The organism is Massilia rubra, assembly GCF_011682065.1.
GTDB lineage: Bacteria > Pseudomonadota > Gammaproteobacteria > Burkholderiales > Burkholderiaceae_D > Telluria_A > Telluria_A rubra.
This window is the reverse complement of record NZ_VUYU01000027.1, coordinates 1-24,201: the sequence shown is the minus strand read 5'-3', so window position 1 is coordinate 24,201 and position 24,201 is coordinate 1. Positions and strand designations below refer to the sequence as shown.

The following is a 24,201-nucleotide window of genomic DNA, read 5'->3' as shown; positions in this document are numbered from 1 at the left end:
AGAAATTCATACTAAGTTAGTTGTGCGAAAACACTAAGTCAATTATGATGTGTTCATTCCAAGAGAAAATGAACCCATATGAACACCACTATGCGCGTCGTCGAGAAAAATTCGGGAGTATTCGTCATCGAACACTTCCTCACCCCGGCCATGTGCCAGCATTACATCGCGCTCGGCGAAGAAGCCGGCTACGTACCGTCGGAAGTACACATCAGTGGGGTCTCGCGGCGGGCGGAAGATATCCGCAATAACGACCGCGTGATTTTCGACGATGCCGCGCTGGCCGTTTCGCTGTTCGAACAGGCGCGCGCCCTGCTGCCCGCCAGCATCGGTGACTGGGCCTTGACCGGCTTTAACGAACGGTTCCGTTTTTACCGGTATGGCCCGAAGGAGTATTTCAAGTGGCATACGGACGGCGTGTATGCCAGGTCGCCGGATGAAGCGAGTCGCCTGACGTTCATGATTTACCTGAACGGCGACTTCGAGGGCGGCGATACGGAATTCAAGACCGAATTCATCAAACCGCAGCAAGGCGCGGCGCTGGTATTCCCGCACAAGCTGCCGCACCAGGGAACGGAAGTCATCGACGGCCTCAAATACGTGCTGCGGACCGACGTGATGTACCGCCGCGCGCAATGACGATGGCGGCGCGCATGACAACTATGTGAAAGCGAAAAATGACAAATCAAACAGTCGTTCTCTACCGCCCCACCGGCCCCGAGGAACTCGCTCTGCTACGGCAGGCGGGTTTCAAGCGCTGGCCGCCGCGCTTGCCGGAGCAGCCGATTTTTTATCCGGTCACGAACGAGGCCTATGCCAAGCAGATTGCCATCGAATGGAACATCGGCGCCAGCGGCGTCGGCTACGTGACGCGCTTTCACGTGCTTGCATCGTTCATGGAGCACTATCAGATTCAACAAGTCGGCGGCGACATGCATACCGAGTGGTGGATTCCGGCCGAGGAACTTGAAGCGCTCAACGATCATATCGTCGGGCTGATCGAGGTTATCGGCGAATATCGCGCGGGGTTGGTGTCAGGTTCCTGAATTGAGCCCGCTTTTCTGACCAGCAGCGTGGCCGGACGCAGCGAGCCGAAGGTGATGAGGGTCGTGAGCAGCGCTTCGATGCGCGAGCCGATGCGCTCGATATGGGTGCAGCCGTGTTGCATGAAGCTCGCCTCGTATTCGCCGCCGTGGCGGATATCTTCAATCAGCGCGTGACCGCCCGGCCGTAATACGCGCGCCACTTCGCCGATCGCCTTGGCGCGGTCGCCGGCGTCGTACAGATTATGGATGGCGGCACGCGAGACGACCACGTCGAACGAAGCATCCGCGAACGGCAGCGCACGCATATCGGCGGTTTGGATGTCCACCCGCGCCTCCACGCCCTCGCAGCGCGCATTGTCCAGCGTTGCTTCGGGCCGATTGCCGGACAGATCTTCCGTTTGCCAGATGTCGATGCCGGTGGCGGTGCCTGTCGTCAAGCGCCTGGCGGCGCCGATCATCAACAGCCCGCGGCCGCAGCCAAGATCGAGCACCTGCTCCTTGCCGGTCCACGTCAGGCGCTGCAGCATTTTTTCGCGGTTGCGCAGCTTGCCGACTTTGCTTTCCCACACCATCCAGAGCGCGGTCAAGGGGAGGACGATGGCAAAGAAGCGCCCGCTATCGGCGACGCCAATCCGCAGTCCATCGGCGCCCAGCGGAATGAGCAGTTGCCCGGACCACAGTCCCAAGCTGGCCGAACCCCACAGCAACAGGCCGGCGATCGCCCCCAGCACCAGATTACGAACTACCTTCGGTGCGTCAAGGCCATAGTTGGCACGGCGCAGTTGCGGAGCGGTCATGAGGTTTCCTTTGAAATGGCACACATGGGAAAGATGTATTTACTCGCAGAACAGTTGCGATACTAACACCGGCATGTCTGGCCAGATCGAAGTTTTCGATGCATACACAGAAGGGGTAAGAGCGCGGAATCGGCCTACAGCTTGCGCACCACTCCGGCCGCATCGAGCTCGTAGCTGGCGAAGTCCTCTGCCAGGAACAGATTGCCCGCGTAATGCAGGCGCGCTTCGGCGTCGAGTTCGGCCATGCCTTCCGGATTGTCGTAGCGCGCGCTGAAGTGGGTCAGGATCAGGTTCGGCAAGCCACGCTCCGTGGCGAACTGCGCCACGCGCTGCACCGAACTGTGGGTTGGCCCCGGCCCGACTTTTTGCAGGATGGCCTCGGTGTAGGTGGCCTCGTGCACCAGCACCTGCGCCTCGGCGCAGGCCTCGCTGAGCAGCGCCGGGGTATCGTTGTCGCCGCCAATCACGGCCACCGCGCGTTGCACATCGGCCACGCGGAAATCGGCGGCGGCCAGCACGGCGCCATCGTCCAGCACGACGTCGACGCCGGCCTGCAATTTGCCCCACAGCGGACCGGAAGGCACGCCGCGCGCGCGCAGGGCCGCGCTGTCGAGCTTCCATTTACTGCTTTCCACGGCGAAGCGAAAACCCACGCTCGGGGCGCGGTGCGACAGGTGGTGGCGCTCGATGCGCAAGCCGCCCTCCTGGTGCACCAGTTGTTCGTCGGCGACATCCACATGGATCAGCGGAAACGGCAGGAACAGCTCGGTGTGCAGCATGGTCGCGTCCAGCCAGGCCTTGACGGCCAGCGGCGCGATCAGGATCAGCGCCCGCTTGCGTCCGTTCATGGCGGCGCTGGCCAGGAATCCCGGCAAGCCGTAGCTGTGGTCGCCATGAATGTGGGTGATGCAAATGCCGGCCAGGTCGTGCACGCTCAGCGCGATGTGCTGCAGGCGATGCTGGGTGCCCTCGCCGCAATCGACCAGCCACCAGTCGCGGTTCAGGGTGGTTTGCAGCGCCAGCGCGGTGACGTTGCGGTTTTTGGTGGGGACGCCCGAGGACGTGCCTAAAAAGGTCAATTTGAACATGCCATATTATGCGCCAGCCGAGGCAGGGCCGCCAGCGCAGGGCGCCATGCCCCGCACGACGACGCAACCCACGCCAGGCGCCGTTTCTTTACAATATGATCAATCCACAATCCACCAAGCTCATCCTGAAAGGAATTGCACATGTTCGAGATGGACCATCCATGGTGGGAATTCGTCGTGCGCGGGGCGGCCGTGTATCTGATCCTGCTGCTCATGGTGCGCGTGTCGGGACGGCGCACGGTCGGCCAGTTCACGCCGTTCGACCTGCTGGTGGTGATGTTGCTCAGCGAAGCGGTATCGAACTCGCTCACGGGCGGCGATCAATCGCTGTTTGGCGGCTTCATCGTGGCCGCGGTGCTGGTCGGGCTGAACATGACGATGTCGTTCCTGTCGTCGCACAGCAAAAAAATGTCGGACATCCTCGACGGCAGCGCAGTGCTGCTCGGGCGCGACGGCGAGCTGTACGACAAGGTGATGAAGCGCTGCCGCATTTCACGCGAAGAGGTCGACCAGGCCCTGCGCTGCTCCGATTGCGACATCAAGGACATGCGCTGCGCTTTCCTGGAAGCCGACGGCCAGATCACCATCCAGAGAAAGTAGATTCCTTGCCGCCGGTGCCGGGCGCGATGCGCGTCGCGCGCGAACTCAGGCAGCGGCGAAAGGCGGCTTGACCCGGTTCGCCCAGGCGGGGATGGCGGCTTGCCAGAAGGCGCCCACCGAACTTGCCGGCGCCAGTGGCAATTGCAGGAACGCGGCGCTGGCCTGCAGTGCGCCGAGCGCCTGGCGTTGGTCCTCGGGGGCGATCGCCAGCGCGCCAGTCTGCTTGGACAGTTTTTCACCATCCGCATTGCGCACGACCGGCACATGCAGGTAACGCGGGACAGGCAAGCCCAGCAGGTGTTGCAGATAGATCTGGCGCGGGGTTGAATCGATCAGGTCGGCGCCGCGCACGATGTCGGTGACGCCCTGCTGCGCATCGTCAACCACCACCGCAAGCTGGTAGGCCCAGAAGCCATCGGCGCGCTTGAGCACGAAGTCGCCCGACTCGCTGGCCAGATGTTGCGCCACGGGGCCGGCGGCGCGGTCGGTAAAGGCGATCAGGTCGGCGTGGCCGGCGCGATCGGGCACGCGCACGCGCAGGCTGCGCATGGTCTTGCCGGGCGCGAGGCCGTGCCGGCAGGTGCCGGGATAGATGGCCGAGCCGTCGGGCGCGGTGCCGAGGCGGGAATCGGCGATTTCGCGGCGGTTGCAGCCGCACGGGTAGACGTGCGCGCCGAGTTGCTCGGCGGCGGCCTGGTACAACTGCTTGCGCCGGCTCTGCCAGACCACCTCGCCATCCCAATCCATGCCCAGGGTGCGCAGCAAGGCCAGGATGCCCTGCGCGGCGCCCGGCACGCTGCGGCCTTCGTCCACATCCTCGATGCGCACCAGCCAGCTACCGTGATGCGCCCTGGCGTCCAGGTAGCTCGCCATGGCCGCCACCAGCGATCCCTGGTGCAGCGGCCCGGTCGGCGATGGCGCGAATCGGCCAATGTAATTGCTTCGGTTCGGCACGTGCGTTTCTCGCTCGCAGTCGTTTATTTCGCAGCCGGAGCGGCTTCAAACTCCTTGATCGTCTTGGTCACCTGGCCGGCCACCGGATTGGGAACGGCGATCGACAGCTGATAATGCGCGATCTCGAATCCTTTGTCCGTCTTGTGTATCACGCCGCTGGCCTGGCAGACACCCATCTGGGTATCGAGCAGTTCGTCGAACCAGATAAACTTCTTGTCCGCCGACATATACACATTGCGCCTGGTCGCCTTGAACGACCAGGCCGATCCCTTGTCGAAGAAACGCCTGGCCCACGTCCTGAATTGTTCGCGGTTCCACAGTTCGGTCTTGTCCGTGCCGATATACACGCCATGTTCCGCCATCTTGTCGAAATAGGCCGGCCGCGCGTGCGCCGCATCGTCGTGCCATTCATCGATGAAGGCGTTGATTTGCTTCGTATAAGGCGCCGCCGGGTCGGACGCTTGCGCGCACGCACCCAGGCTGACGATGAACAAGAAGCAGGCCAGCAGGGTTTTCTTCATTCTGACTTTCCATGGACATGGTGGACGGGACGATCTGCGATTGTACACGTCCACCATAACGCCGGCGAGCGCGATGGCACAGGCGGGTCCCCACGCGTGTGTCCACGTCGCGGCTTGGCGGGAAAACATCTATTATTAACCCGGAACATTATGAATTGCGAGTTCGTTATCTGTATTAGATTTTCTTACGCTGTGAGCAAAAGAGAATCAATGGATTAATAGCCCATATGAATATTGGATAGATTTTGGATATTTTCTATTTTTATGAAAACTGGCCGTGCAATCGATTTCATAATCGACATACTGTGGTACTGTTTAATCAGCTGATATCAATATCAGCGACAAGCGACGACTTTCCTTTTGCAGTATCAACGCTCCATTTGCCGCCCGCACACAGGGCAGTATCCATTCAAGGACTTTGCAGATGAAACAACTTTTAGCTGTTGGAACACTGGCGCTGGCTTCCCTGTCGCAGGCCCAGGCACAAACCACGCCGGCGCCGGCCTTCGGTACCTACCAAAAGCCGTTCGCCGCCGATTCGCTGTGGAATTCCTATCCCGTCAATCCAGTCCTTGGCAGCTGGGAAATTCCGGCGACCAGCTGGAATCCCATCATCCAGGGCGGGGCCTATTCGTCCGGCATTTTCGAAGCCAAAGCGAGCGATCCGGCCATGCTGGTTTATCCGGCCGGAAACGCGACCGGGGTGCTCGATACCGACACCGAGATGCGCACGCCGACCTACACGATTCCCCATTGGCCAGCCGCCACCGCGGCCTCGTCCAGCGATGATGGCCATGCCGACATCGTCGACGCGGGCTTGAACCGGATCTATTCGTTTTCCAACCTGAAGAAAAACGCCGCCGGTAAATGGACCGCGACCCGGGTGTCGTGGACGCCCCTGAACGGCACGGGCTGGGGCGATCCGGCCCACTATTACCAGGGCGCGCGCGCGGCCGGGCCGGCGCCGACCGGTGGCATGATCCGCATCGCCGAAGCGACCGACGGCAAGGCGCTGTTCGAGCATGCCCTGTCGATGTCGCTCGATTTCACGGGCTTGGCGCGCGCGCCCGGCAACTACATCTATCCGGCGACCGCAGCCGACACCACCCTGGCCGACAAGCCGAATACCGGCATGATCCCCGAAGGCGCGCTCATGATGTTACCCGCCAATTTCGACCTGAGCAAAATCACCGACGCCAGGCTGCTGAAGGTGGCCAAAACGCTCATGAAATACGGCGCCTATGTCGTTGACCGCAACTACAACACGCCGTTTGCCATCTACGTGGAAATTGACGCTCCGTGGGGCTCGTCGCCAGCCGACCAGCTCAACCTGGTGCGCAAAGGCTTGCGCCAGGTGGCCTCGCACAGCGGCCATATCGCTGGCAATGGCGTGCCACGGGTAGCGCCAACGCAGGTCAACCTGCTCTCGCTGCGTGGCGACTGGCTTCCCATCCAGGGGGTCGGCGCGTATGGCGTCTACGACACCTTCACCCAGTCGCTGCGCTGGCCATCGCAGACGACGTCCTACACCATGATTCAACGAAACTACTCGAATCGGGGACTGGGACGGGCCACCTATGCGGCGCCGAAAGCAGGTTATCGCTACAAGTTCTCGGTCGAAGCGACCGGTGGCGTCAAGATGAACATGTCAATCCAGATCGGCTCGACGCTCCAAAAGGCCACAAAATTCCTGGGCAATGGCGAGAGCGAAATCGTGGTCTGGCCAGACAAGGCGACCGCTTTCTACGAAGCCCAGAAACCGCCAGGTGGCGCGGCCAGCGTCAAGGCCAGCCTGGTCGAACTGCCGCCGGGCCAGTGATCGATCCGGCAGTGTAATAAAAAAGCGAGCCGAGGCTCGCTTTTTCAATGGAGAAACGCGTTGATCAGCGCTTGTCGATTGCCGGCACGTCGCGGGTCGGCGAGCCAACGAACAGTTGGCGTGGACGGCCGATCTTCTGTTCTGGATCGGAAATCATCTCGTTCCACTGGGCGATCCAGCCGATCGTGCGCGCCATCGCGAAAATACCCGTGAACAGCGATACCGGAATGCCCAGCGCCGATTGCACGATGCCCGAGTAGAAGTCGACGTTCGGGTACAGCTTGCGCGATACGAAGTATTCGTCTTCCAGCGCAATTTTTTCCAGCGCCATGGCCAGCTTGAACAGCGGATCGTCCTGCAGGCCGAGTTCTTGCAGCACTTCGTGGCAGGTTTCACGCATCAGCTTGGCGCGCGGGTCGAAGTTCTTGTACACGCGGTGACCGAAGCCCATCAGCTTGACGCCGGAGTTCTTGTCTTTCACTTTTTCGATGAAAGCAGGAATGTTCTCGACGCTGCCGATTTCTTTCAGCATGTTCAGGGCGGCTTCGTTCGCACCACCGTGCGCAGGACCCCACAGGCAGGCGATGCCGGCGGCGATACAGGCGAACGGGTTGGCGCCCGAGGAACCGGCCAGGCGAACGGTCGAGGTCGACGCGTTCTGCTCGTGATCGGCGTGCAGGATCAAGATGCGGTCGAGCGCGCGCACCAGCACTTCGTTGACAACGTATTCTTCGCACGGATTGCCGAACATCATGCGCATGAAGTTGGCGCTGTACGACAGGTCGTTGCGTGGGTACACGAACGGCTGGCCGATCGAGTATTTGTACGACATGGCGACCAGGGTCGGCATCTTGGCGATCAGGCGGATGGCCGATACTTCGCGGTGATGCGGATCGTTGATGTCGAGCGAGTCGTGGTAGAACGAGGCCAGCGCGCCGACAGTTCCCACCAGCACCGACATCGGGTGCGCGTCACGGCGGAAGCCGCGGAAGAAGAATTGCATCTGCTCGTGCACCATGGTGTGCTTGGTGACGGTGTCGCTGAAGATCTGGTTTTGTTCTTTGTTCGGCAGTTCGCCGTTCAGCAGCAGGTAGCAGGTTTCCAGGAAGTCGCAATTGACGGCCAGTTGCTCGATCGGGTAACCGCGGTACAGCAGTTCGCCCTTGTCGCCATCGATGTAGGTGATGCTCGAGTTGCAGGCGGCGGTCGACATGAAGCCCGGGTCGTACGTGAATTTGCCGGTCTGGGCGTACAGCTTGCGGATGTCGATGACGTCCGGGCCGACGGTGCCCTTGTAAATCGGCATGTCGATGGGAGTACTGCCATCGGAAAACGACAGGGTGGCTTTGGTATCAGAGATGTTCATGGCACTTCCTTCTTGGGAGGTGAGGTCTACAAAATAAAATGACTAAACTCGTCGGGCTGTCGCCACGTTCAGGCTTGTCGCAGGCGCTCCAGCAAGGCGCGCACATGCGGCAAGTCGACTTCACCTTCGGGCTCTTTGCGCCCCAGGATCAGGTCCATCAGCGGATTGTCCGCCAGATCGAGCAGCCGGGTCAGCGCGTCGACTTCTTCATCGGTCAACCCGTCTTCATGCGCGTCAAGGAAGCGCGTGAGGATCAGGTCGTTTTCGAGCAAACCCCGGCGGCTGCGCCAGCGCAGTCGCGAGCGGTTGGCCGGGTCGGATTGGTGCGTATTCACTCTAGAGTCCGTCGTTGGGTCAACACTATACTCCGCATGCCGGGTTTCGGCAGTACGGTACTTTTACTGTATTGCTAACTTGCCGCCACCATACCGGGCAGCATGCAAAGCATGCCCGATGGCAAGCGGGCGCGACGCCGGAAAACATGCCCGCGCCGCGCCCGCCATGCGTTTTTGCAGCGTTGCTTTACACAGCGCGGCGAACCATCAATTCCTTGATCTTGCCGATCGCTTTGTTCGGGTTCAAGCCTTTAGGGCAGACGTCGACGCAGTTCATGATCGAGTGGCAACGGAACAGGCGGTACGGGTCTTCCAGGTTGTCCAGGCGCGCGCCGGTGTCTTCGTCGCGGCTGTCGGCGATGAAGCGGTAGGCTTGCAGCAGGCCGGCGGGACCGACGAACTTGTCCGGATTCCACCAGAACGAGGGGCACGAGGTCGAGCAGCAAGCGCACAGGATGCACTCGTACAGGCCGTCGAGTTCTTCGCGTTCGGTCGGCGTTTGCAGGCGCTCTTTTTCAGGCGGGATCGAATCGTTGACCAGGTACGGCTTGATCGAATCGTACTGCTTGAAAAATTGCGTCATGTCGACGATCAAGTCGCGGATGACGGGCAGGCCGGCCAGCGGACGCAGCACGATCGGCTGGGTCAGCTCGTTCAGGTTGGTGGTGCAAGCCAGGCCGTTCTTGCCGTTGATGTTCATCGCGTCCGAACCGCACACGCCTTCACGGCAGGAGCGGCGCAGGCTCAGGGTATCGTCCACATCGGACTTGATGCGCTGCAGGGCGTCGAGCAGCATCTTGTCGGTGTCTTGCAGTTCGACTGTCACGTCTTGCATGTACGGCTTGGCGTCCTGGTCGGGATCGTAGCGGTAGATTTTCAGTTTTACGGTGCGTGTCATGTTCTGACCTTAGAAAGTACGTGGTTTCGGCTTGAAGGTGTCGACCGTGAGCGGCTTGGTGATCACAGGCTTGTACTCGAGGCGGTTGCCTTCGGAATAGAACAAGGTGTGCTTCATCCAGACCTCGTCGTCGCGCGCCGGGTAGTCGCTGTGGGCGTGCGCGCCGCGCGATTCCTTGCGTGCCACTGCCGATGTGATGGTCGCCTTGGCCGTTTCAATGAGGTTATCGAGTTCCAGCGCTTCGACCCGGGCGGTGTTGAACACCATCGACTTGTCTTTGAACGAAACATGCTTGCGACGCTCGTCGAGCACCATGATTTCCTTGTAGCCCTGGGTGAGCAGCTCGTCGGTGCGGAACACGCCGCAGTATTTCTGCATGGTCGAACGGATGTCGTTGGCCACGCCCTGCACGCGCTCGGAACCGGTCGAGGTTTCCAGGCGGTTCATGCGGTCGAGCGCGAAGTCGGCCGCGTCTTTCGGCAAAGGCTTGTTTTCCTTTTGCTTCAGGTTCGATGCCACCACGTGGTTGCCGGCCGCGCGGCCGAACACCAGCAAGTCGAGCAGCGAGTTGGTGCCGAGGCGATTGGCGCCGTGCACCGAGACGCAGGCGCATTCGCCGATCGCGTACAGGCCGCCCACCACCGCCACCGGATTGCCGTCTTTTGGCGCGACCACCTGGCCGTGGATGTTGGTCGGAATGCCGCCCATCTGGTAGTGAATCGTCGGCACCACCGGGATCGGTTCCTTGGTGGCGTCGACGTTGGCGAACTTGTGGCCGATTTCGAGAATCGACGGCAGGCGCTTGGCGATGGTGTCGGCGCCGATGTGGCGCAGGTCGAGCAGCACGTGGTCCTTGTTCGGACCGCAGCCGCGGCCTTCCTTGATTTCCTGGTCCATCGAGCGCGACACGAAGTCGCGCGGCGCCAGGTCTTTCAGGGTCGGCGCATAGCGCTCCATGAAGCGTTCGCCATTGCTGTTGATCAGGATGCCGCCTTCGCCGCGCACGCCTTCGGTGATCAACACGCCCGCGCCGGACACGCCGGTCGGGTGGAACTGCCAGAATTCCATGTCTTGCAGCGGCAGGCCGGCGCGCGCCGCCATGCCCATGCCGTCGCCGGTGTTAATGAAGGCGTTGGTCGAGGCGGCGAAGATGCGCCCTGCCCCGCCGGTGGCGAAGATGGTGGTCTTCGCTTCCAGGATCATGCATTCGCCGGTTTCCATTTCGAGCGCTACCACGCCGACGCAGTCGCCGTCGGCGTCACGGATGATGTCGATCGCCATCCATTCGACGAAAAAGTGGGTGCGCGCACGGACGTTGCGCTGGTACAAGGTGTGCAGCAGTGCGTGGCCGGTACGGTCGGCCGCGGCGCAAGCGCGCTGGACCGGCTTTTCGCCGAAGTTGGCGGTGTGGCCGCCGAAGGGACGCTGGTAAATCGTGCCATCCGGATTACGGTCGAACGGCATGCCGAAGTGTTCCAGCTCGTAGACGACCTTCGGTGCTTCGCGGCACATGAATTCGATCGCATCCTGGTCGCCCAGGTAGTCGCCACCCTTGACGGTGTCGAACATATGCCAGTACCAGTCGTCTTCCGACATATTGCCGAGGGACGCGCCGATGCCGCCCTGGGCCGCCACGGTGTGCGAGCGGGTCGGGAAGACTTTCGACAGCACGGCCACGTTCAGGCCGGCTTCTGCCAGTTGCAGGGATGCGCGCATGCCGGAGCCGCCCGCGCCGATGATGACCGCGTCGAAGCGGCGGGTAGGAAGTGCTTTTTTGATTGCTGCCACGATTAAACGCTCCAGAGAATTTGTACGGTCCAGGCTGCGCAGCCGATCAGCCACAGGATGGTGAGCGCTTGCAGGGTCAGGCGCACGCCGACCGGTTTGATGTAATCCATCCAGATGTCGCGCATGCCGACCCAGGCGTGGTAGTACAGGCCGGCGAAGGTCACCAGGGAAAACAGCTTGAACCACTGTTGCGAGAACAGGTGGGACCAGCCTTCGTAGGTGAAGTTATTGCCGGTCAAAAAAGAGATCAGCAGGGTGAAGGTGTACACCGCCATCACCACCGCGGTCAGGCGCTGGGCCATCCAGTCCCGCAGGCCGTAGTGGGCGCCGACGACGAGGCGCTTGGGTCCGACGTTATTCTTTGCCATCAAAACACTCCAAACAGTTTGAGACCAGCCAGTGCGGTCAGGATCAGGCTGACAACGAGCACGCTGACAGCGCTATTGCGCGAGGAATCTTTCTCGATGCCAATGTGCATATCCATGAACAGGTGGCGAAAGCCGGCGCAGAAGTGGTGCATATAGGCCCAGATCAGGCCCAGCAGGACCAGCTTGGCCAGGGGATGCGCGAGGATGCCCTTGAAATAGTCGAACGACATTTCCGACTGCACGCTATGCTGGAACAGGTACAGCAGGAACGGCAGCATCAGGAAGATCGCCGCGCCGCTGACGCGGTGCAGAATCGAGACCCAGGCGCCTGGCGTCATTATGTAGTTCATTAAATCGGTAACATGGATGTTACGGATCTCGGGCCGTTCTTTTTTTGGAACTTCCTTCACGGCTTCGGACATGGCAGTACCTCCCCTTTGACTAACTAAATTGTAAATAACCCGCAATTTTCGCCCATTTTGCCGAAATGCACCAATATTCCTCTTGCGCTTTGCAAGTTCGGCAACAATATGGAACGACGCTCGCTACTTTCTTATGATCAATGCATTTTAAACGGAACGGCCGTTTTGTGCACTGCACCGTCACACTGCGCCCGCCTTAATCGAGGGTCAAGCGCGGTTCGGCAACACTGGTCTTGAAACTACGACAAGTCATTCTGGCCGCTATGACAAGTCATTCTGGTAATGATGATGCGAGGTCAGGTACAGTCCGCGGCGCAGCTCTACCGCCTTGTCGCCGTAGGTGAACGAGACGCGCTCGGCGCACAGCAGCGGCGTGCCCGGCTCCACCCCGAGGAACTGGGCGGCGCCGGCGTCGGCCCCGAGCGCGCGGATCTTTTCGCTGGCGCGGATCATGCGCGTGCCGAACTCGGACTCGAACAAGCCGTACATCGGCCCCTTGTACTCGACCAGGCGTTCCGCGGTCAGTCCTTTGAACAGGAGGCCGGGAAGCCACATTTCTTCAAGAATTGTCGGCGTGCCGTCGAACGACATCACGCGCTTGATATACACTACGGAGTCGCCCGATTTCAAGTCCAGCAGGCGCGCCACTTCGGCCGGCGCGCGCATGCGCTTGACTTCGATGATCTTGTTGTCGGGCTGATGCGGCACGCCTTCGTCGGGCATCAGCCGCAAAAAGCGGAAATGCGCGCGCGCCTCGTGGTGGGTGGCGACAAAGGTGCCCTTGCCCTGGCGCCGCAGCAGCAGGTTTTCGGCGGCCAGTTCGTCGATCGCCTTGCGCACCGTGCCCTGGCTGACCTTAAAGCGGCCGGCCAGTTCGACCTCGCTGGGAATCATCTCGCCGGGTTTCCATTCGCCCGCCTGCAAGCCCTGGGTGATCAGGGCCTTGATCTGCTGGTACAGGGGGCTGAAGGTGGGTGAGGCGCCCGGGGTGCTGGCGGAAGCGCCGCTCCCGCTGGCAGCTGGTCCATGCGGGATCGGAAGGGTCGGAAGGGAATTCATAGACCCGGATTTCAACACAAACGGGCCTGCCAGTCCAGTGCAATCGCCGCAGGCAGGTGTTTTATATAAGGTGTCTTATATAAGATATATGATACGAATTGACAGATTGCCGACCTGCGCCTACACTCGCGTTCGATCCGGCATACGCGCGTATCGCCCCGGGCTTTTTTTGACGGGGACGGGAAGTTCCGGTGGTGGTGTCCGAGGTCGGTAGCCGATTTTGGTATCATTACGGTTTTCCCGGACAAGCGTATCCTCAGCTTCGACCGTTGCTTCGACCGTTTTCTTTCCCACTTTGGAGATTCATCATGGCTAAAACCCCACTGCGCGTTGCTGTCACCGGCGCTGCCGGCCAGATCGGCTATTCCCTGCTGTTCCGCATCGCGAACGGTGACATGCTCGGCAAAGACCAGCCAGTCATCCTGCAATTGCTGGAAATTGCTGACGAGAAAGCCCAGAAAGCGCTCAAGGGCGTCATGATGGAAATCGACGACTGCGCATTCCCGCTGCTGGCCGGCATGACCGCCCACGCCGACCCGATGACCGCCTTCAAGGATGCCGATTTCGCCCTGCTGGTCGGCGCCCGTCCGCGCGGCCCCGGCATGGAGCGTAAAGACCTGCTCGAAGCGAATGCCCAGATCTTCACGGTGCAAGGCAAGGCGCTCGACGCCGTCGCTTCGCGCAACGTCAAAGTGCTGGTGGTCGGCAACCCGGCCAACACCAACGCCTACATCGCCATGAAATCGGCGCCGTCGCTGCCGGCCAAGAACTTCACCGCCATGCTGCGCCTGGACCACAACCGCGCCCTGTCGCAGATCGCCTCCAAGACCGGCAAGCCGGTCGCGTCGATCGAAAAACTGTGCGTGTGGGGCAACCACTCGCCAACCATGTACGCCGACTACCGTTTCGCCCAGATCGACGGCGCCTCGGTCAAGGAAACCATCAACGACGACGCCTGGAACCGCGACACCTTCCTGCCAACCGTCGGCAAGCGCGGCGCGGCGATCATCGAAGCGCGCGGCCTGTCGTCGGCCGCGTCGGCCGCCAACGCCGCCATCGACCACATGCACGACTGGTACCTCGGCACCAACGGCAAGTGGACCACGATGGGCATTGCTTCGGATGGCTCGTACGGCATCCCTGAAGGCACCATGTTCGGCTTCCCGGTCACGACCGAGAATGGCGAATACACGATCGTGCAAGGTTTGCCGATCGACGAGTTCTCGCAGGAACGCATCAACCTCACGCTCAAGGAACTGACCGAAGAGCGTGAAGGCGTCGCCCACCTGCTGGCCTGAGTTTCAACGCGGCCGGATTCGTGGACCCCGTAACACCACCGATTCGCCGCACGCCCTGTGCCGCCCCGAGCGGCACAGGCGCTGATGTACCTGAGAAAATGATCATGCATCCCTCCGAGGTTTTATTCCAGGGCAAACGCCAGCCTTTGCTGCTCCCCGCTTGCGACCACTATGCAGGCTCCGAAAAGCTGATGCTCAAGTCGATGGCCCTGCAACAAGAGCTTGGCCCCCTGTTCGACATCACGTTCGACTGCGAAGACGGCGCCACCGCCGGCGCCGAGCCCGAACACGCCCAAATGATCGTGCGTCTGCTCAACGACGACGGCAACCGCCACAACCGCATCGGCGTGCGCGTGCACGACGTCGACAGCCCCTTCTTCGAAGGCGACCTGGCCGTCATCGTCGGCGGCGCGGCCCAGCGCCTGGCCTATGTGGTGCTGCCCAAGGCGAATGGCGCGCAAGACGTCGCGCGCGCCATCGAAGCGATCAACCTGCACGCCGCCAAGGGTGGACGGATCACCCCAATGCCGGTGCACGTGCTGGTCGAAACGCATGGCGCCCTGCGCGAAGCGGACGCCATCGCCGCCCAGCCGCAGGTCGAGTGCCTGTCGTTCGGCATCATGGACTTCGTGTCGTCGCACTACGGCGCCATTCCGGGCGCGGCCATGCGCACGCCGGGCCAGTTCACGCACCCGCTGGTGGTGCGCGCCAAGCTCGAGATGGCGGCCGCCTGCCACGCGCACGGCAAGGTGCCGTCGCACAACGTCACCACCGACATCAAGGACAGCGCCGTGGTCGCCAACGATGCCCAGCGCGCCGCCGCCGAATTCGGCTTTACGCGCATGTGGAGCATCCACCCCGACCAGATCAAGCCGATCCTGAAGGCCTTCACGCCGCGCCTGTCGGAAGTGAACGAAGCGACCAACATCCTCACCGAAGGCAAGAACGCCAGCTGGGGACCGATTTCGCAGAACGGGCGCTTGCACGACCGCGCCAGCTATCGCTATTATTGGACGGTGCTGCAGCGCGCGAAACTGGCGGGCCTGGCCCTGCCGGACGCCGCCGCCGCCCTCGTCAACGACCCACAACCAGCCACCTGAACGGAAGTCCCGATGCCCACCCTGATCAAGAACACCCTGCTCGCCTGCTCCCTGGCGATGGCGGCTGCCGCCCTGTGCGCGGCCCCGGCGGCCAACGCGGCCGAAGCAAAACCGGCGGCCAAGGCCAAGCCGGCCAAGTCCAAAGCGCGCGCGCACCCGAAAGCGGTCGACGTCGTCGCCAGCGAGCCGGAACCGGACATCAGCGACACCACCACCACCGACTTCGACTGCGAGCTGGGCAACAAGGTCACGACCTACCACAACGATAAAGACGACGGCCACATCGCGCTGCGCTGGAAAAAGCGCCTGCACCGCCTGACCCGCGTGGGCACGACCACGGGCGCCAAGCGCTTCGAAAACCCGACCTTCGGCCTGGTCTGGATCGGTATTCCGGCCAAGGGCATGCTGCTCGATTCGCGCCTGAACCGCCAGTTGGCCAACGAATGCAAGAACGCCGAGCAGATGAAGCCGGTTGTTGAGAAGCCGATCGCCCCGCCGATGCCGGCAGCGACCCCGGCGTCGGGCGAACTTGCAGTACCAGCGGTGCCGCCTGTGGCGGCGCCGGCGGCGCTTGACGCCCCTGCAGCAAAATAAGCACACTGAAAAACGGGAAGTTCGAACAAGCGCCGCGCAGCAGCGCGCTCGGCCTTCCCAAATAAAATACCCCACTGAAGGAGAGGTCATGTCCCGCAACACTCTGAACACGCTCAAGGATTTCAAACTGTCGGCCGGCAAGAAAGGCAAGTTCTACTCGCTGCCGGCGCTCCAGAAAAGCCTTGGGGTGAACGTCTCGCGCCTGCCGGTGTCGATCCGCCTGGTCCTCGAATCCGTGCTGCGTAACTGCGACGGCAAGAAGGTCACGGAAGAACACGTCAAGCAATTGGCGAACTGGGCGCCAAACGGCGAACGCACCGACGAGATTCCCTTCGTCGTGGCCCGCGTCGTGCTGCAAGACTTCACCGGCGTGCCATTGCTGGCCGACCTGGCCGCGATGCGCAACGTCGCCAACAAGATGGGCATGAACCCGAAAAACATCGAGCCGCTGGTACCGGTCGACCTGGTGGTCGATCACTCGGTCACCATCGACCATTACCGCGAAAAGAACGCGCTCGACCTGAACATGAAGCTGGAATTCTCGCGCAACAACGAGCGCTACCAGTTCATGAAGTGGGGCATGCAGGCCTTCGACACCTTCGGCGTGGTGCCACCGGGCTTCGGCATCGTCCATCAGGTCAACCTGGAGTACCTGGCGCGCGGCGTGCATAAAGCTGGCGACACCTACTACCCCGACACCCTGGTCGGCACCGACTCGCACACCACCATGATCAACGGCATCGGCGTGGTCGGCTGGGGCGTGGGCGGGATCGAAGCCGAAGCGGGCATGCTGGGCCAGCCGGTCTACTTCCTCACGCCTGACGTGATCGGCGTGAACCTGACCGGCGCCCTGCGCGAAGGCTGCACCGCGACCGACCTGGTGCTGACCATCACCGAAATGCTGCGTAAAGAAAAAGTCGTCGGCAAGTTCGTCGAATTCTTCGGCGCCGGCACCGAAACCTTGTCGCTGACCGACCGCGCGACGATTGCCAACATGGCCCCGGAATACGGCGCGACGATGGGCTTCTTCCCGGTCGACGACGCCACCATCGAGTACTTCGAAGGCACCGGCCGCACCACCGAAGAAATCACCGCGTTCAAGAACTACTTCAAGGCGCAGAACCTGTACGGCGTGCCGCAGGAAGGCGACATCGACTACACCCGCGTGGTCTCGCTCGACCTGGCCAGCGTGACCCCGTCGCTGGCGGGCCCGAAGCGTCCGCAGGACCGTATCGAAATCGGCAACGTCAAGAACAACTTCATCGAACTGTTCTCGAAGCCGACCACCGAAAACGGTTTCAACAAGAACCCGGCCGACCTGACCAACCACTACGAAACCACCAACGGCGTGCACGTCAAGAATGGCGACGTGCTGATCGCGGCGATTACCTCGTGCACCAACACCTCGAACCCGAGCGTGCTGCTGGCCGCCGGCTTGCTGGCCAAGAAGGCCGTTGAAGCGGGCCTGACGGTTGCGCCGCACATCAAGACCTCGCTGGCTCCCGGCTCGCGCGTGGTCACCGAGTACCTGACCGCCGCCGGCCTGCTGCCATACCTGGAGCAACTGGGCTTTGGCGTGACCGCCTACGGCTGCACCACCTGCATCGGCAACGCCGGCGACCTGACCCCTGAGCTGAACGCGGCGATCGCCGAGAACGACATCGTGGCGTCGGCTGTCTTGTCGGGCAACCGCAACTTCGAAGCGCGGATCCACCCGAACATCCGTTCCAACTTCCTGGCCTCGCCGCCGCTGGTGGTGGCCTACGCCATCGCCGGCAACATGACGCGCGACCTGATGACCGAACCGGTCGGCAAGGGCACCAACGGCAAGGACGTGTACCTGGGCGACATCTGGCCGACCTCGAAAGAAATCGGCAAGCTGATGAAGTTCGCGATGAACTCCAAAGTCTTCAAGGCCAACTACGCCGACGTCAAGGGCGCGCCGGGCAAGCTGTGGGAAGACGTGACCACCACCACCGGCCAGGTCTACGACTGGCCGAAGTCGACCTACATCGCCGAGCCGCCGTTCTTCGACGGCTTCGAGATGATCCCGAAAGCGGCAGCGACCGGCATCACCGGCGCGCGCGCCCTGGGCGTGTTCGGCGACTCGATCACCACCGACCACATTTCGCCGGCCGGTTCGATCCAGGAAAACGGCCCTGCGGGCAAGTGGCTGCTGGCCAACGGCGTGATGAAGGCCGACTTCAACTCCTACGGCTCGCGTCGCGGCAATCACGAGATCATGATGCGCGGCACCTTTGCCAACGTGCGTATCAAGAACCGCATGATTCCGGCCAAGGCCGACGGTTCCGCGGTTGAAGGCGGCATCACGATTCACCAGCCGAGCGGCGAACAGCTGTCGATCTACGACGCGGCCATGAAGTACGTGGCCGACGGCGTGCCGACCATGGTGTTCGGCGGCGAAGAGTACGGCACCGGTTCCTCGCGCGACTGGGCGGCCAAGGGCACCCAGCTGCTGGGCGTGAAAGCGGTCATCACCCGTTCGTTCGAGCGCATCCACCGCTCGAACCTGGTGGGCATGGGCGTGCTGCCGCTGCAATTTATCGGCGACGACAGCGTGCAAACCCTGAACATCACCGGCAAGGAAGTGTTCGACCTGAAGGGCCTGGAAGGCGAGATCAAGCCGCAGCAACTGGCGACCCTGGTCATCACGCGCGAAAACGGCGACGTACAGGAAGTCAAGGTCCTGCTGCGTATCGACACCCCGATCGAAGTCGATTACTACAAGCATGGCGGCATTCTGCCATTCGTGCTGCGCCAGCTGCTGGCCGCGTAAAGCAAGAAAACGTCATTATCCCGTCCCGCGCCAGCGCGGGGCCGGATCGCCCAACGCCGGATTCGTCCGGCGTTTTTTTTGGCCCCGAAATGCGGCGCGGCGGCCAAGTGAGCGCATACTATCACCCTTCCTTTCAACTTTTCCGCACGCTTCTTGCGCCGTCTTCATGGTGGGCGGGGGAATGAACTACAATACGGCAGATAAGGGTTTATCATTGTTCCGACATTATTGATCCGTTCATTCACTTACAAAGACTCTTATCCCCATGCGTCGTCCAACCAAAGATCCATCCCATAAGTTGTCGGCCGAGAGCCAGCGCCTGGTCAGCATCAGCCAGGCGATCGTCCAGGCGGCCAGCCGCATTGAAGAACGGGCCTGGGAGCGCCAGCTCGACACCCACCTCCAGCGCTTGCTCAAGACCGGCCACCAGGAAACCGTCGACACCACCCTCAACGTGCTGTTCAAGGAAGACCTGAACGCCTACGACACCCTGATGGAGGGCGTGGAAGCGGTCAGCGAATCGTCGACCATGGTCGAGCAGCACGACGGGGTCGAAAAGACCTTCCAGGCCTTGCTGGTGGCGGCGCCGATTCTTGCGTGGACGCGTTTTTCGATCGCGTCCGGCACTATTCCGGCCGAGCTGCTGCAGACCTTGTCCGCCCATTTTTCGGCGCACCTGCTGGCCGACGGCGTGCAGATGGCCATGGCGCCGACCCTGTTCTCGATCGACCAGTTGCCGCGCACCCATGCCGAGACCTATGCCGCCACGCACAAGCTGGCCCAGGCCGCGCACAAGGGCACGAGCGTCAAGCCGCTGGCCAAGCCGGCCGAAACCGCACCGTTCCTGGCCGATACGCGCTACCTGATGGTCGCCATCGTGGCGCCGCTGGGCGCGCCGCTGTTCCGCTGGCAGGAATCGCAGTTCCAGTCGACCTTCATGGTCGAACGCGCCAACGCGCTGGAACAGTGGCGTGCGCAGGCCGGCCCGAGCATTTCGCGCCTGCTGCCGGGCTGCGGCACCGAACTGCTGCTGCCCGAAGCGTATTACGTGGCGTGCCGCGAAGCGGACAAACTGATCCGGCCGGTATCGGTGCGCGCCGCCGTGCACTACCTGACCCATACCCTGGGCGTGGAAGCGTCCGACCTGCGCGCCGTCATCGCCGGCTTCGGCGACGAATCGGCCGAGGGGCAGATCGACGAGTACCGCGTGGGCTTCACCATGCGCCAGACCACCGATGTGATCTACGGCATCGTGTGGCCGCTGTACGGGCAGGAAGATGAAGACGGCACGCCGGTCGAAGGCTTGTCGGCGGCCGCCCTGGGCGGCGCCCTCGAGCCGAAAGCACCGCTCGACGACATCATCGGGCACCTGAACGAAGCGGGCGTAACGCACGTGAAGCGCCACAACGAGCGTTTTGTGACCGAGTATTGCGACGACTGCGATGCGCCGCTGTTTGCCGATCCGACAGGCGAACTGGTACATGCGGAAATGCCGGAAGACGCGCCTGCGGGCACGGAACACTTCCACTGAGTTGCGCTGCACTGCGTGAAAAACCCGGGCGTGCCCGGGTTTTTTTACGCCAGCTTGAGCGCGACGCCCCGTCTCTATTGGGCTCGCACAAGATGTCGAAACACCAAGCCCTTACACTCGCTGAGCGGCTCGTCCGGGCCGCATCAACGTACCGTGGAGAGCGACGATGGACGATATCATGCTTCAGGCAGTGCCGGTCCTGACCGGATTTATCGATACTTTCATCACCTGGTGGCTGGCCCTGGCCCGGGTTTTCAAGTGGTAAGCAAGCTGTCCGCTTAGTTCGCCGCAGCGCGTGGGCGCCTTGCCCACGCTGGCATCTCCCACCGTCACCTTGTTATTCCAGGCGCGCGTCCCGCGCCCACCGGCCATGCGGGCCAACAGTGTCCCGCTATGCCGGCGATCGGGCTTCCCTTACAATGACAGCCCCTGCGCCATCGTCGTTAACCCAAGTCCCATGACCACCTCTTCCCCCTATCCGGTTCGGATCGCCGCACCCGCAAGCGCGGGAATGCCATCGCGCGCGCGCAAGCAATTCAACAATCTCGTCAAAAAGCTGGAAGCCGAACGCGCCAAACTGGCGCTCTGGCGCGAGGAATTGCCGAAAATTCATGCCCTGGCGGACCGCGAGTATCGCCCCCTGGCGGAGCAATTCGACGCTCGTCGCAAACAATTGCTGGTGATATACGACCAGGCATACACCCACAAAGCGATAGGCAAAAAGGACAGGGATAAACTGCAAGCCCTGATCTGTCCGATGGCATGGGAACTGATGGAAGCCGATGACGATGAACTCATCAAAGAGATCTACAACAGGCACAGCGGCCGCGACTACGATCAGGAAATGGACGAGGAAAAAGCACTCATGCTCAAGATGGTCGGCAGCATCACCGGCCTCGATCTCGATGCCGACGCTTTCATCCATTCGCCCGACGCGTTCTTTGCCTCGCTCGAAGAAAAGATGGCCGAGCGCGAACACGACGCCCAGCAAGCGGAGCCGGCCAAACCGCCAAAGCTCAGCAAGCGCGAGGAAAAGCACCAGGCCGAGCAGGACAAACTCAAGCAATCGGTGCGCGATATTTTCCGCAAGCTCGCCAGCGCCCTGCATCCGGACCGCGAAACCGATCCGGCCGAGCGCGAGCGCAAGACGGGATTGATGCAGCGCGCCAATCGCGCCTACGCGGCCAACGACCTGCTCGGCCTGCTGGAATTGCAACTGGAAGTCGAGCAGATCGACCAGGCCGGCCTGGACAACCTGGGCGATGAGCGCATCAAACAGTACAACCGTATCCTCAGCGGCCAGTTGGATGAAGTCAGCGGCGAACTGTTCGACATGGAAATGTCGCTGGCGCGCGATATTGGCTGGGAATCGACGCGCCGTCCTGCACCCAAAACGGTACTGAAGACGCTGCACGCCGACATTGCCGCCATGCGCGCGCAGATCGGGCAAATCGAGGCCGAGATTGCCGCTCTCGCCGACATCGCCGCGCTCAAACGCTGGTTGAAGACCTTGCGCCTTGTCGACGATAGCCCGTTCGATGACGGCCCCTGGTTTTAGTGCCGCCGGCAAAACGCCCGCAAGGCTTGTCGCTCGGCCTCGATAGCGGCACCCAGGCCCGCTGAACGTCGGCACAGGCGCGCTTGCCCACCTCTACCGGCGGCGCCCAAGCGCGCAAACCTCCTACGCCCGGCCGGCCGCAGGGGACGTTCCATCGGCCCGCCCCTCCCTCCGCCTCCACCTCCTCGACCACGACAAGTCATCCACCACAGCACAAAACGCCAATATCATAAATACAACAAATAATGGCAATTCCGTGGCGCATTTGCCTCAAATTTTTGCAAATGTAAGTTCGAGGGGGCAATATTTTGCTAAAATGACAGCAATTGCTTTTTTATAGCATCCTTTTAATGTTGTAACTGACAGTCAAGGACGTCCATGGCGGTATATAAAATACAGCGTCCCGATGGCACCATTGAGTACTCCGACAGGCCGCAAGGCGCGGGCAAAGTTTCTTCCGTCAATCGCAACGGCACCACCACCACGGTGCGCGAGCGCGAGCGTACTGCCGACGAGCACAACCGGCACATCAAGTTCCTGCTGGCGCAGGCGCGCATCCGCGGCCTGAAACTGAACGACTACCTCGAATACATTGACTACCTGCGCCACTACAGCCCGGTTCGCTTTGACCGCGTCATGAGCGAGCTGCGCCTGGAAGATCCGCAAGCCTGGATGAAGCTGCAAAAGCATGCCCAATTCCGTCCCCTGCGTGAAACGGGGATTGGCCTGAAAGCCGCCGCCAACATCATGAGCGCCTCGGCCGGCATGGCCAACGGCAAGTTCGGCGGCAGCATGGAAAAGTGGATGGAAAGCACGCTCAAGGACTTGATGAAGCGCGACCGCTACGGTCCGTATGCGGACGTGCTCGGCGACAAGGCCAGCACCCTGGTCACCAAGACCCCGACCTTCTCCAACTCCCGGCTCGGCCAGTACATGCAGGCCGAAGGCGCCCTGGTCGACGCGGCCTCGGCCAAGACCGCCAAGGACATGGCCGGCAGCCAGGCCGCGTTGCGCGCCGCCAAAGGCACCGCCGTGGTGCGCTCGGTCGGCCCCGTGCTTGATGTGATGGTGGCCGCGCTCAATCCGGAAGTCATGTCCTCGTTCGCCATCATCAAGCTGCGCACGGAAATGGACAAGATGTACGCGAATGGCGTGTTGTCGCTGGACCAGCTGGAGGCGGCACGGCATCTGCTCAGCCAGGCCAAGTACGACTCGGTCAAGCGCCTGTTGAACCAGGCACAGGCCGACTACATCAAAGGAGGCGCGCGGTGATGCGCCCGATGGCCGGAGCGGCCTTGCTCGTCATGCTCGTCACCATTGCCCCGGCCCAGGCCAAGGCCCCGGTACGCCAGCCAGCGAGCGCCGCCATGCGCTGCACGGACGCGCCGACCAGCGGCGACGCTTTCCAGGACACCGCGCGCAACTTCCGGCCCGGCGCCGCCCCGCGTATTTTCATGGCCTTGGGCAAGGACCGCCACGCCCTGCTGAAAAAACTGCTCAATGCGGGCGACGACCCCAACATCTGCCACGCCGGCATCAGCCCGCTGCTGGCGGCGGTGGCCGGCGGCGACGCCCTGACCGTAACGATCTTGCTCGACGCCGGCGCCCGGCCCGACAGTCCGCGCGACGCCAGCGGCGGCACGCCCTTGGATTACGCGCTGGGCACGCCGCCGCTGGAGATGGCCACCTTGCTGCTCAATCGCGGAGCCGATCCGCACGTGGTGGCCGATGGCGGCCGCACGACCCTGCACAGCCTGGCGCTGCAAGCGCTGCCGCCACCGCAGCAGCACGCCATCCAGATGGCGCTGGCCGAGCGATTGGTGCGGCAAGGCGTCCCGCTCGATGCAAGGCACGGGCAAGGCGAGACCGCCCTGCACATGGCAGCGTCGACCGGCAATCTCGACCTGCTGAACCTGTTGCTCGCCGAAGGCGCCAACCCGACACTGCGCAACAAGCGCGGCGAAGACGCCCTCGCCTGCGCGCGCCGGCGCGGCCATGCCGCCCTGGTCGAGCGCCTGGAACAGCATCTCGCCGGCAAAACGGCAAGCGTTCCCACGCCCGCCGCCGCAGCTCGAAAATAATATCAATGCAACGTCACATGCCCACCCAAAGGAAGCCCGCATGACCCGTCAGAACAACCGCCTGCTGCGCCTGAACTTTCCCAGCGGAGGCCCCGCCAGCCTCGTGGCCAACCGGATCGACGCGGTGGAGGGCCTGTCGCGCGACTTCCACTTCACCGTCGAATGCCTGAGCGACGATCCC

At 62.1% G+C, this 24,201-nt stretch carries 23 protein-coding genes; 12 read left to right on the top strand and 11 right to left on the bottom strand.

The genetic code is table 11. The annotated features are described in order from the left end of the window. Positions 1-78 precede the first annotated feature (78 nt). Both F0185_RS27630 and F0185_RS27625 read left to right on the top strand, forming a co-directional pair. A complete protein-coding gene (locus tag F0185_RS27630; RefSeq protein ID WP_223164593.1) occupies positions 79-639 on the top strand; it encodes a 2OG-Fe(II) oxygenase in 561 nt (186 codons plus the stop codon). Between the two features lie 38 nt (positions 640-677). After that, positions 678-1,046, top strand: coding sequence for a hypothetical protein (locus F0185_RS27625; RefSeq protein ID WP_167230270.1), 369 nt, complete (start codon positions 678-680; stop codon positions 1,044-1,046). On the opposite strand, the gene F0185_RS27620 is transcribed toward F0185_RS27625, so the two are convergent. Then, the gene (locus F0185_RS27620) at positions 983-1,843 is read right to left on the bottom strand and encodes a class I SAM-dependent methyltransferase (RefSeq protein WP_167230266.1); all 861 of its coding nucleotides are present in this window, start codon (positions 1,841-1,843) and stop codon (positions 983-985) included. The two genes, F0185_RS27625 and F0185_RS27620, sit on opposite strands and share 64 nt — an antisense overlap. A 134-nt stretch (positions 1,844-1,977) precedes the next feature. Beyond that, entirely contained in the window at positions 1,978-2,931 is a 954-nt protein-coding gene (locus F0185_RS27615) for a ribonuclease Z (protein ID WP_167230263.1), read from the bottom strand. Between the two features lie 141 nt (positions 2,932-3,072). Between F0185_RS27615 and F0185_RS27610 the strand changes: the two genes are divergently transcribed. Beyond that, positions 3,073-3,531 (top strand): DUF421 domain-containing protein, encoded by a 459-nt coding sequence (locus tag F0185_RS27610; protein WP_167230260.1) that lies wholly within the window; start codon positions 3,073-3,075, stop codon positions 3,529-3,531. Between the two features lie 45 nt (positions 3,532-3,576). Here F0185_RS27610 and gluQRS read toward each other — a convergent pair whose 3' ends face one another. Together gluQRS and F0185_RS27600 are read right to left on the bottom strand one after the other, a co-directional pair. Further along, positions 3,577-4,485, bottom strand: a complete 909-nt coding sequence (gluQRS, locus tag F0185_RS27605) for a tRNA glutamyl-Q(34) synthetase GluQRS (protein WP_167230257.1) — start codon at positions 4,483-4,485, stop codon at positions 3,577-3,579. A gap of 23 nt (positions 4,486-4,508) precedes the next feature. Continuing rightward, positions 4,509-5,006 carry a nuclear transport factor 2 family protein gene (locus F0185_RS27600; RefSeq protein WP_167230254.1) on the bottom strand — a complete coding sequence of 166 codons (498 nt, stop codon included), beginning with the start codon at positions 5,004-5,006 and terminating at the stop codon, positions 4,509-4,511. 424 nt (positions 5,007-5,430) lie between these two features. Between F0185_RS27600 and F0185_RS27595 the strand changes: the two genes are divergently transcribed. After that, positions 5,431-6,825, top strand: coding sequence for an Atrophin-1 multi-domain protein (locus F0185_RS27595; RefSeq protein WP_167230251.1), 1,395 nt, complete (start codon positions 5,431-5,433; stop codon positions 6,823-6,825). A gap of 64 nt (positions 6,826-6,889) precedes the next feature. Here F0185_RS27595 and gltA read toward each other — a convergent pair whose 3' ends face one another. The 7 genes from gltA to F0185_RS27560 form a co-directional block, all read right to left on the bottom strand. Beyond that, positions 6,890-8,191: a citrate synthase gene (gltA, locus tag F0185_RS27590; RefSeq protein ID WP_167230248.1), complete on the bottom strand. Its 1,302-nt coding sequence runs from the start codon at positions 8,189-8,191 to the stop codon at positions 6,890-6,892. A gap of 68 nt (positions 8,192-8,259) precedes the next feature. Beyond that, positions 8,260-8,526 (bottom strand): FAD assembly factor SdhE, encoded by a 267-nt coding sequence (locus tag F0185_RS27585; RefSeq protein WP_166893984.1) that lies wholly within the window; start codon positions 8,524-8,526, stop codon positions 8,260-8,262. 187 nt (positions 8,527-8,713) lie between these two features. After that, complete coding sequence (locus tag F0185_RS27580) at positions 8,714-9,424, bottom strand: succinate dehydrogenase iron-sulfur subunit (protein ID WP_054263811.1); 711 nt, start codon at positions 9,422-9,424, stop codon at positions 8,714-8,716. 9 nt (positions 9,425-9,433) lie between these two features. Next, positions 9,434-11,212 carry a succinate dehydrogenase flavoprotein subunit gene (sdhA, locus tag F0185_RS27575; protein WP_167230245.1) on the bottom strand — a complete coding sequence of 593 codons (1,779 nt, stop codon included), beginning with the start codon at positions 11,210-11,212 and terminating at the stop codon, positions 9,434-9,436. A 2-nt stretch (positions 11,213-11,214) separates the two neighbouring features. Next, positions 11,215-11,580 (bottom strand): succinate dehydrogenase, hydrophobic membrane anchor protein, encoded by a 366-nt coding sequence (sdhD, locus tag F0185_RS27570; protein WP_166893980.1) that lies wholly within the window; start codon positions 11,578-11,580, stop codon positions 11,215-11,217. Continuing rightward, a complete protein-coding gene (gene sdhC / locus F0185_RS27565; protein ID WP_370664080.1) occupies positions 11,580-11,990 on the bottom strand; it encodes a succinate dehydrogenase, cytochrome b556 subunit in 411 nt (136 codons plus the stop codon). The genes sdhD and sdhC overlap by 1 nt, the downstream gene beginning before the upstream one ends. Positions 11,991-12,263: 273 nt before the next feature. Next, on the bottom strand, positions 12,264-13,061 hold the full coding sequence (locus F0185_RS27560; RefSeq protein ID WP_167230242.1) for a GntR family transcriptional regulator: 798 nt from the start codon (positions 13,059-13,061) through the stop codon (positions 12,264-12,266). 308 nt (positions 13,062-13,369) lie between these two features. Between F0185_RS27560 and F0185_RS27555 the strand changes: the two genes are divergently transcribed. From F0185_RS27555 to F0185_RS27520, 8 genes are all read left to right on the top strand, one after another. Beyond that, positions 13,370-14,359, top strand: coding sequence for a malate dehydrogenase (locus tag F0185_RS27555; protein WP_166893975.1), 990 nt, complete (start codon positions 13,370-13,372; stop codon positions 14,357-14,359). Between the two features lie 104 nt (positions 14,360-14,463). Next, positions 14,464-15,459, top strand: a complete 996-nt coding sequence (locus tag F0185_RS27550) for an HpcH/HpaI aldolase/citrate lyase family protein (protein WP_167230239.1) — start codon at positions 14,464-14,466, stop codon at positions 15,457-15,459. Between the two features lie 12 nt (positions 15,460-15,471). Continuing rightward, entirely contained in the window at positions 15,472-16,053 is a 582-nt protein-coding gene (locus F0185_RS27545; RefSeq protein ID WP_229477220.1) for a hypothetical protein, read from the top strand. Between the two features lie 88 nt (positions 16,054-16,141). After that, positions 16,142-18,850: an aconitate hydratase AcnA gene (gene acnA, locus F0185_RS27540; RefSeq protein WP_167230237.1), complete on the top strand. Its 2,709-nt coding sequence runs from the start codon at positions 16,142-16,144 to the stop codon at positions 18,848-18,850. 265 nt (positions 18,851-19,115) lie between these two features. After that, entirely contained in the window at positions 19,116-20,381 is a 1,266-nt protein-coding gene (locus F0185_RS27535; protein ID WP_167230234.1) for a DUF2863 family protein, read from the top strand. A 457-nt stretch (positions 20,382-20,838) separates the two neighbouring features. Then, positions 20,839-21,939, top strand: coding sequence for a hypothetical protein (locus F0185_RS27530; RefSeq protein ID WP_167230231.1), 1,101 nt, complete (start codon positions 20,839-20,841; stop codon positions 21,937-21,939). Between the two features lie 378 nt (positions 21,940-22,317). Then, entirely contained in the window at positions 22,318-23,211 is an 894-nt protein-coding gene (locus F0185_RS27525; RefSeq protein WP_167230228.1) for a hypothetical protein, read from the top strand. After that, positions 23,211-24,020, top strand: coding sequence for an ankyrin repeat domain-containing protein (locus F0185_RS27520; RefSeq protein WP_229477223.1), 810 nt, complete (start codon positions 23,211-23,213; stop codon positions 24,018-24,020). The genes F0185_RS27525 and F0185_RS27520 overlap by 1 nt, the downstream gene beginning before the upstream one ends. Positions 24,021-24,201 lie beyond the last annotated feature (181 nt).